The sequence below is a fragment of the Streptomyces sp. NPDC002911 genome, assembly GCF_053591835.1.
In genome coordinates this window covers 166,413-184,013 of the sequence record NZ_JBSFUO010000011.1, presented here as the reverse complement: position 1 = coordinate 184,013, position 17,601 = coordinate 166,413, and the positions used below count along the sequence as shown (strand labels likewise).

Sequence of the window (17,601 nt, the reverse complement as noted above, 5' to 3'; positions counted from 1 at the left end):
TACGGGTGAATTCACCGCACCTGCGGGGCCACGCATGGTGCGCCGACGCCGGACCTCAGCCCGCTCGGAGCGCCACCGCCATCGCCTCCACGGCGAGCAGGGGCGCGACGTTACGATCGAGGGAGCGGCGGCAGGCGATCACGGCCTCTATCCGGCGCAGGGTGCGCGCGGGCGTGGACGACTCGGCGATCCGGTCGAGAGCATCCTGCACATCGGTGTTGGCGAGGGCGATCCGTGAGCCGAGCTGAAGTGCCAGCACATCGCGGTAGAAGCCGGTGAGTTCGCTCAGCGCGAGATCGAGGCTGTCTCGCTGCGTACGCGTCCTGCGGCGCTTCTGTCTGTCCTCCAGCTCCTTCATCGCACCCGCCGTACCGCGCGGCATCCGGCCCCCGGCCACGCCGCCGAGCGCCGCCTTCATGTCGTCCGTCTCCTTGACGTCGACCTCCTCGGCGACCTGCTTGGCGTCGTCCGTCGCCGTATCGATCAGCTCCTGGGCCGCCTTGAGGCAGCCGCCGACGTCGTGGACGCGCAGCGGGAGCTTGAGCACGGCGGCACGGCGTGCACGCGCCCGCTCATCCGTGGCCAGGCGGCGCGCCCTGTCGATGTGCCCCTGGGTGGCACGGGCGGCGGACGCGGCCCGCTCGGGATCGACGCCGTCACGCCTGATCAGCACATCGGCAACGGCGTCCACCGAAGGCGTACGCAGCGTGAGATGGCGGCAGCGGGAGCGGATCGTCGGCAGCACGTCCTCGAGAGAGGGGGCGCAGAGCAGCCACACCGTGCGGGGCGCGGGCTCCTCCACGGCCTTCAGCAGGACGTTTCCCGCACCCTCGGTGAGGCGGTCGGCATCCTCCATGACGATGACCTGCCAGCGGCCCACGGCGGGAGACAGCTGGGCCCGGCGGACCAGCTCACGGGTCTGCTTCACACCGATGGAGAGCAGATCCGTGCGGATCACCTCGACATCGGCGTGGGTGCCGATCAGCGCCGTGTGGCAGCCGTCGCAGAAACCACAGCCGGGCGCCCCGCCCAGAGCCCGGTCGGGGCCGGTGCACTGGAGCGCGGCGGCGAAGGCACGGGCTGCGGTGGAGCGGCCGGAGCCGGGCGGGCCCGTGAACAGCCAGGCGTGGGTCATCTTGGAACCCGGGGGCACCGGCTCGCCCGCGGAATTGGCGGTGACCAGTACATCGGCGTCCCGGGCGGCGGCGCCGAGCTGCTCCTGCACCCGGTCCTGTCCGACCAGGTCGTCCCATACGGTCATGGTCACCGCCCTTCCGATGGTGTGGTGCGGGGACGCCGAAATCCCAGCGCTTCCCTATTGTGCGGGAAGGGTCTGACAATCCCTGCGTCCCGTCCCCGGGCCCACCGCCCGCCCCGTCGTCAGCGGCGCGGCCGGCGCCCGCCCCGTCCGGAGCCGCCCTGATCGTCGTCCTGGCCGCCGAGCAGTTCGTCGGCCAGGGACGGCAGATCGTCGAGCGGCGTCTCCTCGGCCCAGTCGGAACGGGGCCGCTTCCGGCGGCCGGGGGCGTCCTGAGCCGCCCGTCCTGCCTGCGGGTCGTCGCTGACCTGGGGCATTTCGCGCGTGCGCTCGTTCTCGCTCTCGGGGCGGGAAGCGTGGCGCTCGTCGCGGAAGACGCCCGGCGGTACCCGGTCCGACGGGTCCTCGTCGCGCACGGGCGGCAGGACGGTCGTCTCATCCGCGTCCCGGACGGGCGGCAGGACGGTCGTCTCATCCGCGTCCCGGACGGGCGGCAGGACGGTCGTCTCGTCCGCCTCGCGCGCCGGGCGGTCCGGCCGGGCGACCGGCACGGGCTGCGTGATCTCGTTGGGGTTCACGACCGGAGTCGGGACGGTGAGCTCGTTGTCCGGCACGGAGTGCCCGGCGGAACCGGAACGGCCGGTCTCCTGGGCACGCTGCGCGGCCGCGGCCTCCTCGGCCCGGGCAGCAGCCTCGGCCTCGGCGCGACGGCGTGCCTCCTCGGCCCGTACCAGCGCCTCCTCCGCCCTGCGCTGCTTCTCCAGACGCAGCTCCTCCGCCTCCTTGCGTAGCCGCGCCTCCTCCTGAGCCTGTCGGCGCAGCCGCTCCTGTTCGGCCTCACGCACCCGCTCCTCGGCCTCGAGACGGGCCCGCTCCTCTTCCGCCCGGCGGCGTGCCTCCTCGGCGCGCTGCCGGGCCTCCTCCGCCTGACGTTCGGCCTCACGCTGCCGCGCCTCTTCCTCCTCGCGGCGCTTGCGCTCCTCCTCCTCGGCACGGAGCTTGGCAAGCTGAGCCTGCCGCTCGCGCTCCAGCCGCTCCTCCTCGGCCTTCCGGGCCGCCTCTTCCGCGGCCTTGCGCCTGGCCTCCTCCTCGGCTGCCTTGCGCGCGTCCTCCTGGGCCTTGATCTCGGCCTCGGAGAGCGGCAGGAGGTGGTCGAGCCGGTGGCGTACGACCGTGGTGATCGCTTCCGGTTCCTGACCGGCGTCCACCACGAGGTAGCGGGCCGGGTCGGCCGCCGCGAGGGTGAGAAAGCCGGACCGCACCCGGGTGTGGAATTCGGCCGGCTCGGACTCGAGCCGGTCGGGCGCCTCGGTGAAGCGCTCCCGCGCCGTCTCCGGATCGACGTCCAGAAGCACCGTCAGATGCGGTACGAGTCCGCTCGTCGCCCAGCGCGAGATCCGGGCGATCTCGGTCGGGGCGAGGTCGCGGCCCGCGCCCTGGTAGGCGACCGACGAGTCGATGTAGCGGTCCGAGATGACGATCGCGCCGCGCTCCAGTGCCGGACGGACGACCGAGTCGACGTGCTCGGCGCGGTCGGCGGCGTACAGGAGTGCCTCGGCGCGGTTCGACAGACCGGCCGACGAGACGTCCAGCAGGATGGAACGCAGCCGCTTGCCGACCGGGGTGGCGCCCGGCTCACGGGTCACGACGACCTCGTGACCCTTGGCACGGATCCATTCGGCGAGCGCCTCGACCTGAGTGGACTTGCCGGCTCCGTCGCCGCCCTCCAGTACGAGGAAGAAACCGCTCGCCGCGGGGGCGACGGCGGGATCGCCTCCACGCAGCGCCTCACGCAGATCACGGCGCAGCGGTACCCCGGCGCGGTCGTCGGTCTTTGCGAGGACGATCACCGCGACGGGCAGCAGCAGGGCGCCGATGAGCATCAGCGCGAAGGCCGCGCCACCGTGCGCGAAGACGAAGTCACCGGACCCCAGACGGTGCCGCCCGATGGCTGTGGCGAGCAGCGGACCGCCCACCGCGCCGAGCGCGACCAGCACCCGGACGACGGCCTGGAGGTGTTCGGTGGCCCTGGACTGCCGGAACACCTCCGTCTCCTGGTCGATGACCGCATGCCCGATGTGTGCGGCGACGCCCGCCGCGTAACCGGCGAGCAGCGCGATCAGCAGCCCGGTGGCGGTGTCGGGCACCAAGCCGAGCGCCAGGAGCGCCACACCCGTGACGGCGACCGCCAGAGCCAGCAGCCGGCGTCGCGACAGGGCGGGCAGCACCTTGCGCGCGGTACGGATACCGAGCGCGGTGCCACTGGTCAGGGCCAGAACCAGCAGGGCGAAGGTGGCGGGCCCGCCACCGAGGTCGGCGGCGTGCAGCACCGAGACGGCGGCAGCGGCGGCGACGGCCCCGGCGACCGCGGCGCACGCGGCGACGACCAGCGGGACGCTGCCGGTGCGGCCCTTGTCCGGCCCCGTTCCGGTGACCGGCCTGCGCAGGCCTTCCAGGGGCGAACGGGGGCGGGGCGTCTGCGTGGCCGGGAAATCGAGGAAGTACAGGGTCGAGACGGAGGCGGCGAAGAGACCTGCCGCGACGTAGGAGCCGAGAGCGGCCTGGTGGAGGGAGAACCAGTCGAAGCCGGTGCCGAGCAGTTCACCGATCAGCGCGGCGACCACGAGCACGGCGGCGGCCGCGGGGACCGCCAGGAAGTTCGTCCGCAGGGAGAGCCTGCGCAGGGCATCGAGGTGGTCCGGCAGCGGGCGCACCGCGGCGCCCTCCGGGGGCGGGGCTGGGAGCAGCGCGGGAGCCGCGCTCTCCTTGGCCACCGCCCACAGCCGTTCGCCGCCACCGGCGACGAAGACGGTGATCAGGATCATCATGAGTGCCTTGTCCGGCATCCAGTCGATCCATAGGGGCGCGACGACCAGCAGAGCGAGCCGCAGCCCGTCCGTCCCGATCATCAGCCAGCGGCGGTCGACGGGACCGCCGGGTGCCGTGAGCGCCGTCAGAGGCCCCAGGAGTACGGCTCCGAAGAGCACGGTGGAAACAATCCGGGCACCGAACACGGCGGCGACGGCAAAGGCCGCCCCGCGGTATCCGGCCCCGAAGGAGCCCTCGAGGACCGCCGCCTGCAGCGACAACAGCACAAGCACAAGAAGGGCGAGTGAATCGCCGATACTGCCGACGAGCTGGGCGCTCCACAACCGCCTGAGCGGGGGAACACGCAACAAGGCTCGTACGGCGCGCTCGCGTGAGTCTGCGGCAAGTGTGTCGGAGGTGGGGCTCACGACCGGTGGCTGCTCGGCTCGCGTCATCCGCCCAGCCTATCGGGAGCGGAGAGGTGCCCGGAGACCGCGTCCGAACATATATGCCCCACAGGGAACGCGGGCCGTCTGTCACGGGAACGCCGGAAGGGCTGGGACGTCCCAGCCCTTCCGGCGTTCCCGTACAGCCGACGGTCAGCTCTGCACTGCCTCAGAACCGATACGCGACGGTCAGCTCTCCTCGGACGAAGCCGAAGCCGCCCTCTTCGCCGCGGCCGTCTTCTTCGCGGGCGCCTTCTTGGCCGCGGTCGTCGTCTTCTTGGCCGCCGTGGCCTTCTTCGCCGTGGCCTTCTTCGCCGTGGCCTTCTTCGCCGTCGCCTTCTTGGCCGGAGCCTTCTTCGCCGTCTTCTTCGCCGGCCCCTTGGCCCGCTTCTCGGCGAGCAGCTCGTAGCCGCGCTCCGGCGTGATGTCCTCGACGCTGTCGTCGGTCCGCAGCGTCGCGTTCGTCTCACCGTCGGTGACGTACGCGCCGAAGCGGCCGTCCTTCACGACCACCGGAGCACCGCTCACGGGGTCCGTGCCCAGTTCCTTCAGCGGCGGCTTGGCGGCGGCCCGCCCGCGCTGCTTCGGCTGGGCGTAGACCGCGAGGGCCTCGTCGAGCGTGATGTCGAAGAGCTGGTCCTCGGACGTCAGCGAACGCGAGTCCGTGCCCTTCTTGAGGTAAGGCCCGTAGCGGCCGTTCTGCGCGGTGATCTCGACACCCTCGGCGTCCTCACCGACGACCCTCGGCAGCGACATCAGCTTGAGCGCGTCGGCCAGCGTCACCGTATCGAGCGACATGGACTTGAAGAGACTGGCCGTCCGCGGCTTCACCGCGTTCTTGCCCGTCTTCGGCGTGCCCTCGGGCAGCACCTCGGTGACGTACGGACCGTAGCGCCCATCCTTGGCGATGATCTGGTGCCCGCTGACCGGGTCGGCGCCGAGTTCGAAATCACCGCTGGGCTTGGCCAGCAGCTCCTCCGCGTACTCCACGGACAGCTCGTCGGGCGCCAGGTCCTCCGGCACGTCCGCGCGCTGGTGACCCTCGGAGTCCTTCTCGCCGCGCTCGATGTACGGGCCGTAGCGGCCGACGCGGAGCTTGATGTCGTTCCCGACGGGGAACGAGGAGATCTCGCGGGCGTCGATGGCGCCCAGGTCGGTCACGAGCTCCTTCAGGCCACCGAGGTGGTCCCCGTCGCCGTTACCCGCGGAGGAGGCCGCGCCCGCGCCGGTCGTGTCGTCGCCGGTGCCGAAGTAGAAGTGCCGCAGCCACGGCACGGACTGGGCCTCGCCCCGCGCGATGCGGTCGAGGTCGTCCTCCATGCGGGCGGTGAAGTCGTAGTCGACGAGTCGGCCGAAGTGCTTCTCCAGCAGGTTGACCACGGCGAACGAGAGGAACGACGGCACCAGGGCCGTGCCCTTCTTGAACACATAGCCGCGGTCCAGGATGGTCCCGATGATCGAGGCGTACGTCGACGGGCGGCCGATCTCCCGCTCCTCGAGCTCCTTGACCAGCGAGGCCTCGGTGTAACGGGCCGGCGGCTTGGTGGCGTGGCCGTCGACGGTCACCTCGTCGGCGGTCAGCGCGTCACCCTCGGCGACCTGCGGCAGCCGCCGCTCGCGGTCGTCCAGCTCGGCGTTCGGGTCGTCCGCGCCCTCGACGTACGCCTTCATGAAGCCGTGGAAAGTGATCGTCTTGCCGGACGCGGAGAACTCGGCGTCACGGCCGTCGCTCGCCCGGCCACCGATCTTGACGGTGACGGAGTTACCGACGGCATCCTTCATCTGAGAGGCGACGGTCCGCTTCCAGATCAGCTCGTACAGCCGGAACTGGTCGCCGGTGAGGCCCGTCTCGGCCGGGGTGCGGAAGCGGTCGCCGGAGGGGCGGATCGCCTCGTGCGCCTCCTGCGCGTTCTTGACCTTCCCGGCGTACGTTCGGGGCTTGTCCGGCAGATAATTCGCCCCGTACAGCTGCGTGACCTGCGCGCGGGCAGCGGAGATCGCGGTGTCCGAGAGCGTCGTGGAGTCCGTACGCATATAGGTGATGAAGCCGTTCTCGTACAGCTTCTGCGCCACCTGCATCGTGGCCTTGGCCCCGAAGCCCAGCTTGCGGCTCGCCTCCTGCTGGAGGGTCGTCGTGCGGAACGGGGCGTACGGCGAGCGGCGGTACGGCTTCGACTCGACCGAGCGGACCGCGAACGTGGAGTCGGCGAGCGCCACCGCCAGGGCGCGGGCGTTCGCCTCGTCCAGGTGCAGCGTCCGGTCCGAGCCGGACTTGAGCTGCCCGTCCGGACCGAAGTCACGGCCCTGGGCGATGCGGCGCCCGTCGACCGCGCTGAGGCGGGCGGTGAGCGTCGAGGGGTCCGAGGCGTCACCGGTGCGCCCGGTGGCGAAGGTGCCGGTCAGGTCCCAGTACTCGGCGGACCGGAAGGCGATGCGCTCGCGCTCCCGCTCGACGACGAGGCGGGTGGCCACGGACTGGACACGGCCTGCGGAAAGCCGCGGCATGACCTTCTTCCACAGGACCGGCGAGACCTCGTAGCCGTAGAGGCGGTCGAGGATACGGCGGGTCTCCTGGGCGTCGACCATGCGCTGGTTGAGCTCACGCGGATTGGCGACGGCGGCCCGGATCGCGTCCTTGGTGATCTCGTGGAAGACCATCCGGTGAACCGGGACCTTGGGCCTGAGGACTTCCTGCAGGTGCCACGCGATGGCTTCGCCCTCGCGGTCCTCATCGGTGGCGAGGAAGAGTTCGTCGGATTCGGCGAGGAGCTGCTTGAGCTTCCTGACCTGGGCTTTCTTGTCTGCATTGACGACGTAGATCGGCTGGAAGTCGTTGTCGACGTCCACGCCGAGGCGGCGTACCTCACCGGTGTACTCGTCCGGCACCTCGGCGGCGCCGTTCGGCAGGTCGCGGATGTGCCCGACGCTCGCCTCGACGACGTATCCGGGGCCGAGATAGCCCTTGATCGTCTTCGCCTTGGCAGGCGACTCGACAATGACGAGTCGGCGGCCTGCGCTCTCGCTGGTCGGGGACAACTTCGCTCTTCTCTCCGGTCGGCACTCGTGGGCATCCGGGCAGCGCTCTGAGGCTGCCCGCGGTGCTGTCGCTGCGGAGTGTGACGGTACAACCCGCCCCCGTGTCAAACGGCAAAAGCCCGCAACGGCCACTCGAACGGTAACCCGACTTCCGCCATTCCTGCCGCCCGGACTGTCCGGTCCGCTGCTCGCGGTGCTGTCGCCTGCGGGTTTCGAGGCCCTGTCGGGAAACCGTGCGGGACGCCTGCCCGCCCGCCGCCGGCCCTGCCGCACAAGTGGATTCAGACGCGGCTGAAACACCACACGCCGAGGACAAGGAAGAGTACGCCGAAGAGCGCGGCGAGAGCGATGGAGGCGACGGGGCTCACACCGAGCGCCACCGGCGCACGCTGGATGGTGCGCGCCCCTGTCCAGGCCAGGAGGGCGGCGCCGAACAGCACGAAGGCCGCACCGGCGAAGACCGCGGTGACGCTTTCCATGTCCGGACCCCTCGGTTTTCTTGCCGTCGCACTGTGCGTGCGGCTCTGCCAGAGGAGAGGCTGCCACGTCGGCACATCGTCGGTACGAACCCGGGATGAACACCGGGCGGCTGCCCTGGGAACGGCCGTGAGCGGAACCCGCGGGCCGCTCCCGAGCGGCGTGAAAGCGGGGGCTCACGGGCTGGTCAGAGGGGTGTTGAGCGTCGGAGGGCGCGGCTCCGGCGCGCGAGAACGGAGCGCGGCTGCGCACCGGGAACGCCGACACCGGCGGGGAAGCGGGCGCTGCTGGGGAAGCCCGCACCGACACGGCGCCGCGTCACCGCACGGGCTCCAGGAAGCCTTCCTCCACCAGCAGTCGGATCGCCTGCGGGGTGCGGTCGCGCAGCAGCACCGGGTCCTCGGCCATCAGCTGGGCGATGGCGTCCAGGATCCGGCCCGCGGGCAGCGAACCGTCGCACACGCCGGCGAACCCGGCCCCGACGGCATCGACCTTGGTCGCACGCCGCATCCCGCGGTGCTGACGCAGCACCACATGCTCGGGATCCTCGGCACCCGGCAGCCCGACCTGCTCCTGCACGACCTCCTCGGCAAGCGTGAAGTGTGCGGCGAGCAACGCCGCGTCGTCGTGCTCCCGCAGATAGTCCTGGCGTGCGAAATGCGCCTCGACGGCGGGCCCGAGGGGCTGCTCCACCGCGTGCGGCCACTCCTCGGCCACGATCGAGGGATTTCCGGCGGCAGCCGCGGCGGACTTCCGGAGCGCGATCCAGCCGAAGCCGACGGCCTTGGTGTTGCGGGCCTCGAACTCGTCCAGCCAGGCCTCGTACCGCTCGGTGTACACGGTGGGGTCGGCGCGGTGGTCGCCGCTGTCGCGCAGCCACAGCTCGGCGTACTGCGTGATGTCCTGCACCTCGCGCTGCACGATCCAGGCGTCACAGCCCGCCGGCACCCAGGAGCGCACCCGGTCCTGCCACTCCTCGTCCTCCACGTGCTGCCAGTTGGCGAGGAACTGCGCGTACCCGCCCTCGTTGAGCCGGTCCCCGGCCTGCTGCACGAGGTTCCGGCACAGATCGTCGCCGCCCATGCCGCCGTCGCGATATGTCAGCCGGGCACCGGGCGAGATGACGAAGGGCGGGTTGGACACGATCAGGTCGTACGTCTCGGCACCGACCGGTTCGAAGAGAGAACCCTCGCGCAGATCGGCGGGTGCCGCTCCGGACAGGGCAAGAGTCAGGCGGGTGAATTCCAGCGCACGCGGGTTGACGTCCGTGGCTGTGACCCGGGTGGCGTGCTGGGCGGCGTGCAGGGCCTGGATGCCCGAGCCGGTACCGAGATCGAGGGCGGAGGTCACGGGCCTGCGTACGGTGATCCCGGCGAGCGTGGTGGAGGCCCCGCCGACTCCCAGGACAACGCCTTCCTCGTGCGAACCGATGCCGCCGGCCCCGCCGACCGCGCACCCCAGGTCGGAGACGATGAACCAGTCCTGCCCCTCGGGCCCGCCGTAGGGCCGGACGTCGACGGTGGCTGTCACCAGGCCGCCCTCGTGGACCACCCAGCCGTCCTCCACGCACTCCTCCAGCGGGAGGGCGGCGGCAGCCGCGGCAGCCGGAACGGGGCGCTGCAGAAGGAACAGCCGCACCAGCGTGTCGAGAGGCGAATCCCCGCGGGTGGCCCGGAGTGCCGGGACGGTTTCGCTACGGGCGAGCGCGGCGTACGCGGGCGCGCCGAGCCGTTCGAGGAGGCCATCGGCGGTGAACGCGGCGGTGATCAGGGCTTCGCGAAGCCGGGGGGCACGGTCGGATGCAGGGAGGCTGGTCGTACTCACCCGCCCATTGTGTCCGCTCACGCCGACAACGGCAGCTGCCCGGCCCCCCGAGGGGCGGCCGGGCAGCTGCAAGGGGGGTCTCGACCGCTACGGCTTCCCGACCGCTACGACTTCTCGACCGCCGAGGCCGAAGGCGATGCGGACTTCGATGTCGGGGCGGACGGAGCGGAAGCAGGGGGAGCCGAGGCCGTCGGCTTCTGGCAGCCCTTCTGCTTCGCCATCGCGGAACCGACCTCGCCGGACTGAAGGTTCTTCAGCGCCTGGTCACCGTTGGTGCTGATCTTTGTCAGCTCATCGGCGATGTCCTTGAGACCGTCGGCGAACTTCGCCTGGTCCTCCGGATCGAGCGCGTCGACCTTCGTCTTCAGGTTCACATAAGCCGTCGAGGAAGCGTTGAGCTCTTTCACGGCCTCCTTGTGCGTGGTGTCTCCGCCCTCCACGGGCGGCGCGCCCGCCGACCGCACAGCCGTGCCCAGCGACTTGTACGCCTGCGAGATCTGCTGGAAGGCGGCCGAGTCGGTCTTCTGGACGTCGGCAGGCTTGCTGTCGTCGCCCGTCTGCTGCTGGATCGCGGCATTGGCGTCCGCGATCTTCTGCAGCTGCGGCTGAACCTGGTCGCAGACCTTCTTCGCCCAGTCGTTCACCTTGTTGTCGCTGTCGTCGCTGCAGCCCGACAGCGTCAGCACGAGTACCGCACCGCCGGACAGTGCGGCTGCAAGCTTCTTGTTCACCGGATTGGGTCCCTTCCAAGGCTCTCGGCCCGGAACTTACACGTCGAGTGGGCGACAATCAGGCGCGGGGTATTCGATATACACGCTTTTGCAGCCATTTACACCAAAGGAAACGAGGGAGATACAACTCACCTGCCCACCGGACCCCCGTACGGGACCCGTCTCGCCCGCGGAAGTCCGCTCGAGCCGCAGACGCTGCGGACGGCACATCAGGATGTGCCGTCCGCAGCTGCGCTGAGCAAGCGTCACCTACGGGCCCGCCGGCCCGCCACGCCGTGCCTCACGAGACTGCGGCAGGTCCGGCGGACTTGGCGGGGCCGCTCCCTCCGTCGTCACCGTCACCACCACCCGGGCTGTCGCTGTCGCCCACGGCAATCCCTCGTCGCTTGGACACATGGATTGCACCGACGATGACCACAATGGCGATGACGGCCACCAGAGCCCGTACCCCCGCGCTCGCGTCCTCGCCGTAACTGAACTGCACCACCGCGGGAGCGATAAGCAGCGCCACCAGATTCATCACCTTGAGAAGGGGGTTGATGGCCGGGCCCGCCGTGTCCTTGAAGGGATCGCCGACCGTGTCGCCGATGACCGTCGCGGCATGGGCCTCGCTGCCCTTTCCGCCGTGGTGGCCGTCCTCGACGAGCTTCTTGGCGTTGTCCCACGCACCACCGGAGTTGGCGAGGAAAACTGCCATGAGGGTGCCGGTGGCGATCGCTCCCGCGAGATAGGAACCAAGGGCCCCGACCCCCAGGGAGAACCCGACCGCGATCGGCGCAAGGACCGCGAGCAGCCCGGGCGTGGCGAGCTCGCGCAGCGCGTCCTTGGTACAGATGTCGACGACGCGTCCGTACTCCGGCTTCTCCGTGTAGTCCATGATCCCGGGGTGTTCCCGGAACTGCCGCCGCACCTCGTGGACCACGGCCCCGGCCGAACGGGAGACGGCGTTGATGGCCAGCCCGGAGAAGAAGAAGACGACCGCGGCTCCGAGGATCAGGCCCACCAGGTTGTTCGGCTGCGAGATGTCCAGACTCAGCCCGAGCTCTCCCGCCCTGGCCCCCACGTCGTCGACCGCCGAGGCGATGGCATCCCGGTACGAGCCGAAGAGCGCCGCCGCCGCCAGAACTGCCGTGGCGATCGCGATGCCCTTGGTGATGGCCTTGGTGGTGTTGCCGACGGCGTCCAGGTCCGTGAGGACCTGGGCTCCGGCGCCTGTGACGTCCCCGGACATCTCGGCGATGCCCTGGGCGTTGTCGGAGACCGGTCCGAAGGTGTCCATCGCGACGATGACACCCACGGTGGTCAGCAGGCCGGTCCCTGCCAGGGCCACCGCGAAGAGCGCCAGCGTGATCGACGTGCCGCCGAGCAGGAAAGCCCCGTAGACGCCGAGACCGATCAGGAGCGCGGTGTAGACGGCCGACTCCAGGCCGATGGAGATACCCGCGAGCACCACGGTCGCCGGGCCGGTCAGCGAGGACTTACCGATGTCCCGGACCGGGCGCCGGCTGGTCTCGGTGAAGTAGCCGGTGAGTTGCTGGATCAAGGCGGCGAGCACGATGCCGATGGCTACGGCGACCAGCGCGAAGATGCGCGGGTCGCCGCCGTGCGAGGTGATGGCTTCGTCGGTGACCCCGTCCAGCTCCGCGTACGAGGACGGCAGATAGATGAAGGCGGCCACCGCCACGAGGACGAGCGAGATCACGGCGGAGACGAAGAATCCGCGATTGATGGCGCTCATCCCGCTGCGGTCGGTGCGCCTGGGAACGACGGCGAAGATCCCGATCATCGCCGTGATCACACCGATCGCCGGCACGATCAGCGGAAAGGCGAGCCCCGAGTCCCCGAAGGCTGCCATGCCCAGGATGAGTGCTGCCACGAGCGTCACAGCGTACGACTCGAACAGGTCGGCGGCCATGCCCGCGCAGTCACCGACGTTGTCGCCCACGTTGTCGGCGATGGTGGCGGCGTTGCGCGGGTCGTCCTCGGGGATGCCCTGCTCCACCTTGCCCACGAGGTCGGCACCCACGTCTGCGGCCTTGGTGAAGATGCCGCCCCCGACCCTCATGAACATGGCGATCAACGCGGCACCGAGACCGAACCCCTCCAGCACCTTGGGCGCGTCGGCGGCGTAGACGAGCACCACACAGGAGGCACCGAGCAGGCCGAGACCCACAGTGATCATGCCGACCACGCCACCCGTACGAAAAGCGATCTTCATCGCTTTGTGCGAAACCGTGGTGAGATCCTTTTCCGCTTCTCCCGCGGCGGGAGTCGCCTCACGTGCGGCGGCAGCCACGCGCACATTGCTGCGGACTGCGAGCCGCATACCGATGTACCCGGTGGCTGCCGAGAAAAGCGCACCCACCAGGAAGAACAACGAGCGCCCCGTGCGCTGCGACCAGTTTTCGGCCGGAAGCAGCAGAAGCAGGAAGAACACGACGCCGGCGAAGATGCCGACGGTGCGCAGCTGCCGGGCCAGGTAGGCATGTGCTCCTTCCTGGACGGCCGCCGCGATCTCTTTCATCCGTTCGGTGCCTTCGCCGGCCGCCAGCACCCGGCGTACGAGCAGCCTGGCCACGACCAGCGCGGCTAGGGCGACAACCGCGATGACGACGACGATCAGGCGGTTGCCGTCGGTGAGTACTGCGGCTGCGAGTGAGGTGGACCGGCCGGAAGGTACGGAAACGTGCGCCAGTTCTGCCAGTGGGGTGTTGAAGAACTCCGCCATACGTCCTCCTGAAGCTGAGCGCTCAAGACGTGGACGGATTGTAGGGAGCAGAACCAGATCAAAACAGTGGGTGGTCAATGAAATCGACTTTCGTCCACCCAATGGCAAACGATCTTACTCACACCCGAACCCGAATGCAGTAATGGGGCAGCCGCATGGCGCGTACGGAATTGCCCGAGATCATCGATCAAGAAAAAAGAAAAGGCCCTGCTCAGCAGGGTCCGAAAGCGCGATCACGCCGACCAGCCGAAGGCCGCACGGGGGCGGGCTGGTTCCGCAAGGCGAGGTGGGGGCTGCGCAGGCAGGGCGGAGCGAGGCGGGGATGGGGAGCAACTGCGTCGAGGGAGCGGGCCACGCCAGGCAGGCTGGGCTGGGCTGGGCTGGGCTGGGCTGGGTCAGGGGAGCACGACAGCCGGAGCCGTCGGCCAGGTCATGCGGATCACTCCACCGTCCGCACCCGTGCGGACTTCCACGTCGTCCACCAGGCCTCTGATGACCGCCAGGCCCATCTCGTCCTCGCTGTCGGCATCGGTCTCCGGGTCGTCCGGACCTCCGTCGCCTGGCGTTCCCTGCACCGAGGCGTCACTACCCGGAGCGGGAAGCCCGTCGCCGACCTCGATGGAGAAAGCCTTCTCGTCCTCGGTCAGAATGACCGTGACCGGAGCGGCGACATGGCGGCTCCGGTGCAGTCCCACGGCGCGGCTGCACGCCTCACCGACTGCGAGTCTGACCTCGTCGAGCACCGCCTCGTCGACGCCGGCCCGGCGTGCCACGGCGGCTGCCACAAGGCGGGCCGTCCTGACGTGTTCGGGCTGAGCGCTGAAGCGGAGTTCAACGGTTGGCATGCCATCCCCCTCGAACGTATGAGCGTGCATCTCAGGGGCCCGGGCGTGGCGCCCGGTACCCCTGCTCTCATTTCCTCTCCGGAAACCAGCGAAGCCGGCAGCCGACCAATGGGTCGACCGCCTGCTCGTGGCGGCCCGTCTGCTGCCGCCTGCCGGTCTGTCACTGCGTGCCTGCCGGCCTTGGAGCTGCCAGCCTGCACCGACGGCTCAGTCGGTAGCCGCGACAGCCTCGTCGACCGTGGTGTGAATGGGAAACACCTTGGTCAGACCTGTGATCCGGAAAATCTTGAGAATGCGCTCCTGGTTGCACACCAGGCGCAGCGAGCCCTCATGGGCCCGGACACGCTTCAAGCCACCCACGAGCACGCCGAGGCCGGTGGAGTCGAGGAAGTCGACGCCTTCCATGTCGACAACCAAGTGGTAGCTGCCGTCATTCACCAACTCGACCAACTGCTCGCGCAGCTTGGGCGCGGTATACACATCAATCTCGCCACCGACCTCGACGACCGTACGGTCGCCACCAGGCCCGGACACATTGCGAGTCGACAGGGACAGGTCCACGGATCCTCCAGCACCTTGCTATCGAGCGGTCGCCCCTCGGTCTCCCCGACGGAGGCCAGGGGACGGATCGCCAGCCGCGATGGCATTCAATCACTTACCAGCAGCCATGCACGACGCCTTGGGACCATTGTCCGTCATGCCAGTGACACACTCGGTGCCGATGGCCAAGAATCACCGCCCCAGTCGACCACCGGAGAACACGGGCTCGCGCCCCTCTCCCACGGTGGTTCTCGACCGGCTCGCCGCAGCGGCGGGCCGGGCAGCGCGCATCACTCATACGGAGCACTTGCCCCCGCGTGAGGGAACCCATGCCATCTGGCCGGATCGCATCCGGCCAGAAGTGATCTCGGCGATTGGCCGGGCCGGCATCGGCCATCCGTGGACGCACCAGGCCGCCGCCGCCGAGCACGCCCTGGACGGCGAGTCCGTCGTGATCGCCACGGGCACGGCGTCCGGCAAGTCGCTCGCCTACCTCGCTCCGGTACTGAGCACCCTCCTCGACGGCTCGGATGCCCCGAACGGCCGCGGCGCCACCGCGCTGTACCTGTCCCCCACGAAGGCCCTGGCCGCCGACCAGCGCCGTGCGGTGAAAGTGCTCGCGGCCCCCCTCGGCTCCGCGATCCGGCCGGCGGTCTACGACGGGGACACGCCGGTCGAAGAACGCGAATGGGTGCGCCAGTACGCCAATTACGTCCTGACGAATCCCGACATGCTGCATAGGGGCATCCTCCCGTCCCACCCCCGCTGGGCCTCCTTCCTCCGCTCCCTTCGCTTCGTCGTCATCGACGAGTGCCACACCTACCGGGGCGTCTTCGGCTCCCATGTGGCTCAGGTGCTGCGCCGCCTGCGCCGCCTCTGCGCCCGCTACGGATCCGATCCGGTCTTCCTCCTCGCATCCGCCACCGCCGCACAGCCCTCGGTCGCTGCGGGCCGCCTCACGGGCCTGCCCGTCAAAGAGGTCGCCGACGACGCCTCGCCCCGGGGCGAGATGGTCTTCGCCCTCTGGGAACCGCCACTGACGGAGCTGCACGGCGAGAAGGGAGCTCCCGTTCGCCGTACCGCCACGGCCGAGACCGCCGACCTCCTGACCGACCTGACCGTTCAGGGCGTGCGCTCGGTCGCCTTCGTACGCTCCCGGCGCGGCGCCGAACTCATCTCCCTCATCGCCAAGGAACGGCTGGCCGAGGTGGACCGCTCGCTGCCCGGGCGCGTCGCCGCCTACCGCGGCGGCTATCTGCCCGAGGAGCGGCGGGCTCTGGAACGAGCACTGCACTCCGGAGACCTGCTCGGACTGGCAGCCACGACCGCTCTGGAGCTCGGCATCGACGTCTCGGGCCTGGACGCCGTCATCATCGCCGGCTATCCGGGCACCCGCGCCTCCCTCTGGCAGCAGGCCGGCCGCGCCGGACGCTCGGGGCAGGGCGCCCTCGCCGTCCTTGTGGCCAGGGACGACCCGCTGGACACTTTCCTCGTCCATCACCCCGAGGCGCTCTTCCAGCAGCCCGTGGAGTCGACCGTCCTGGACCCGGACAACCCCTACGTCCTTGCTCCCCATTTGTGTGCAGCGGCCGCGGAGCTCCCGCTCACGGAAGCCGACATCGCCCTCTTCGGCCCTGCGGTGCCCGACCTGCTGCCACAGCTCGAAGCCGCGAAGCTGCTGCGCAAGCGGGCCACGGGCTGGCACTGGACCCGTCGCGAACGGGCCGCCGACCTCACGGACATCCGCGGCGAGGGCGGCCGTCCGGTCCAGATCGTCGAGGAGGGCACAGGCCGGCTGCTGGGCACGGTCGATGAATCGGCTGCGCACACCGCCGTGCACGAGGGCGCGGTCCACCTCCACCAGGGCCGCACGTACTTGGTCCGGAAGCTGGACCTGGTGGATTCGGTGGCTCTGGTGGAGGAAGCCGTCCCTCCCTACTCGACCAACGCCCGTGACACGACAGCGATCGCCGTGCTGGAGACCGACACCGAGATCCCGTGGGGTGACGGCCGGCTCTGCTTCGGCTCCGTCGAGGTCACGAATCAGGTCGTCTCCTTCCTGCGCCGGAGGCTGATCACCGGAGAGGTACTGGGCGAGACCAAGCTCGACCTGCCACCGCGCACCCTGCGCACCCGAGCCGTGTGGTGGACGGTCACCGAGGACCAGCTCGATGCCGCCCGGATCAGCCCGGAGATCCTCGGAGGCGCACTGCACGCGGCCGAGCACGCCTCCATCGGGATGCTTCCGCTCTTCGCCACCTGCGACCGCTGGGACATCGGCGGTGTCTCCGTTCCGCTCCACCCCGACACGCTCCTTCCTACGGTGTTCGTCTACGACGGCCATCCGGGTGGCGCAGGCTTCGCAGAACGCGCCTTCCACACGGCCCGCACGTGGCTCACAGCGACGCGTCAGGCCATCGCGTCCTGCGAGTGCGAGGCGGGCTGCCCCTCCTGCATCCAGTCCCCCAAGTGCGGCAACGGCAACGAACCCCTGCACAAGCGGGGTGCAGTACGCCTTCTGGCCGAACTGCTCAGGACCGCGCCACCGGACGCAGCGGGGCCTCCGGAGGCCCCGCTCTCGACCTGACCTGAGGCGCGTAAGGGCCGAAACGCGCGCGGGCCGTCACGTCGGCGATCTCGCCCTGAACCCCACAACGCACGATCTCCACTCCTTGGGCCACGGCGACCTCCCGGGCCGCCTCGCATGCCGCCTCCGTGCCCCACAGCGCCCGGTCGGCTGCGGCAAGCGCCGCCATGTCCGCCGCGCCACCGGCCTTGTGCCGGGCGGACACGGCCTGGCCGAAGGCGAGCAGCGTCGCGAACACCGCGCAGAGCGTCGCCGTCGTGACCGCCACCCAGACGGTCGCCAGCCCACGGTCCCCGGCCCCGGGGCCACCGTCTCCCATCC

At 70.2% G+C, this 17,601-nt stretch carries 11 protein-coding genes; 1 reads left to right on the top strand and 10 read right to left on the bottom strand.

Going from position 1 to position 17,601, the window contains the following annotated elements; all coding sequences use genetic code 11:
• Positions 1 to 55: 55 nt before the first annotated feature.
• From ACWD04_RS19255 to ACWD04_RS19215, 9 genes are all read right to left on the bottom strand, one after another.
• The gene (locus ACWD04_RS19255; protein ID WP_451133371.1) at positions 56 to 1,261 is read right to left on the bottom strand and encodes a DNA polymerase III subunit delta'; all 1,206 of its coding nucleotides are present in this window, start codon (positions 1,259 to 1,261) and stop codon (positions 56 to 58) included.
• Between the two features lie 119 nt (positions 1,262 to 1,380).
• Positions 1,381 to 4,521 carry a dTMP kinase gene (gene tmk, locus ACWD04_RS19250; protein ID WP_451133369.1) on the bottom strand — a complete coding sequence of 1,047 codons (3,141 nt, stop codon included), beginning with the start codon at positions 4,519 to 4,521 and terminating at the stop codon, positions 1,381 to 1,383.
• A gap of 180 nt (positions 4,522 to 4,701) precedes the next feature.
• The gene (gene topA, locus ACWD04_RS19245) at positions 4,702 to 7,548 is read right to left on the bottom strand and encodes a type I DNA topoisomerase (RefSeq protein ID WP_451133367.1); all 2,847 of its coding nucleotides are present in this window, start codon (positions 7,546 to 7,548) and stop codon (positions 4,702 to 4,704) included.
• Between the two features lie 281 nt (positions 7,549 to 7,829).
• Positions 7,830 to 8,027 carry a hypothetical protein gene (locus tag ACWD04_RS19240; protein WP_451133365.1) on the bottom strand — a complete coding sequence of 66 codons (198 nt, stop codon included), beginning with the start codon at positions 8,025 to 8,027 and terminating at the stop codon, positions 7,830 to 7,832.
• A gap of 316 nt (positions 8,028 to 8,343) precedes the next feature.
• Complete coding sequence (locus ACWD04_RS19235; protein WP_451133363.1) at positions 8,344 to 9,849, bottom strand: DUF7059 domain-containing protein; 1,506 nt, start codon at positions 9,847 to 9,849, stop codon at positions 8,344 to 8,346.
• Between the two features lie 104 nt (positions 9,850 to 9,953).
• Complete coding sequence (locus ACWD04_RS19230) at positions 9,954 to 10,580, bottom strand: small secreted protein (RefSeq protein ID WP_451133361.1); 627 nt, start codon at positions 10,578 to 10,580, stop codon at positions 9,954 to 9,956.
• Between the two features lie 280 nt (positions 10,581 to 10,860).
• Positions 10,861 to 13,308 carry a sodium-translocating pyrophosphatase gene (locus ACWD04_RS19225; protein ID WP_451133359.1) on the bottom strand — a complete coding sequence of 816 codons (2,448 nt, stop codon included), beginning with the start codon at positions 13,306 to 13,308 and terminating at the stop codon, positions 10,861 to 10,863.
• Positions 13,309 to 13,703: 395 nt separating this feature from the next.
• Positions 13,704 to 14,153, bottom strand: a complete 450-nt coding sequence (locus ACWD04_RS19220) for an ATP-binding protein (RefSeq protein ID WP_451133357.1) — start codon at positions 14,151 to 14,153, stop codon at positions 13,704 to 13,706.
• A 207-nt stretch (positions 14,154 to 14,360) separates the two neighbouring features.
• Positions 14,361 to 14,714, bottom strand: a complete 354-nt coding sequence (locus ACWD04_RS19215; RefSeq protein WP_003967428.1) for an STAS domain-containing protein — start codon at positions 14,712 to 14,714, stop codon at positions 14,361 to 14,363.
• Positions 14,715 to 14,793: 79 nt separating this feature from the next.
• Here ACWD04_RS19215 and ACWD04_RS19210 point away from each other — a divergent pair, with 79 nt between their 5' ends.
• Complete coding sequence (locus tag ACWD04_RS19210) at positions 14,794 to 17,280, top strand: DEAD/DEAH box helicase (protein ID WP_451133354.1); 2,487 nt, start codon at positions 14,794 to 14,796, stop codon at positions 17,278 to 17,280.
• On the opposite strand, the gene ACWD04_RS19205 is transcribed toward ACWD04_RS19210, so the two are convergent.
• Positions 17,225 to 17,599, bottom strand: a complete 375-nt coding sequence (locus ACWD04_RS19205) for an Rv3654c family TadE-like protein (RefSeq protein WP_451133524.1) — start codon at positions 17,597 to 17,599, stop codon at positions 17,225 to 17,227. The two genes, ACWD04_RS19210 and ACWD04_RS19205, sit on opposite strands and share 56 nt — an antisense overlap.
• Positions 17,600 to 17,601 lie beyond the last annotated feature (2 nt).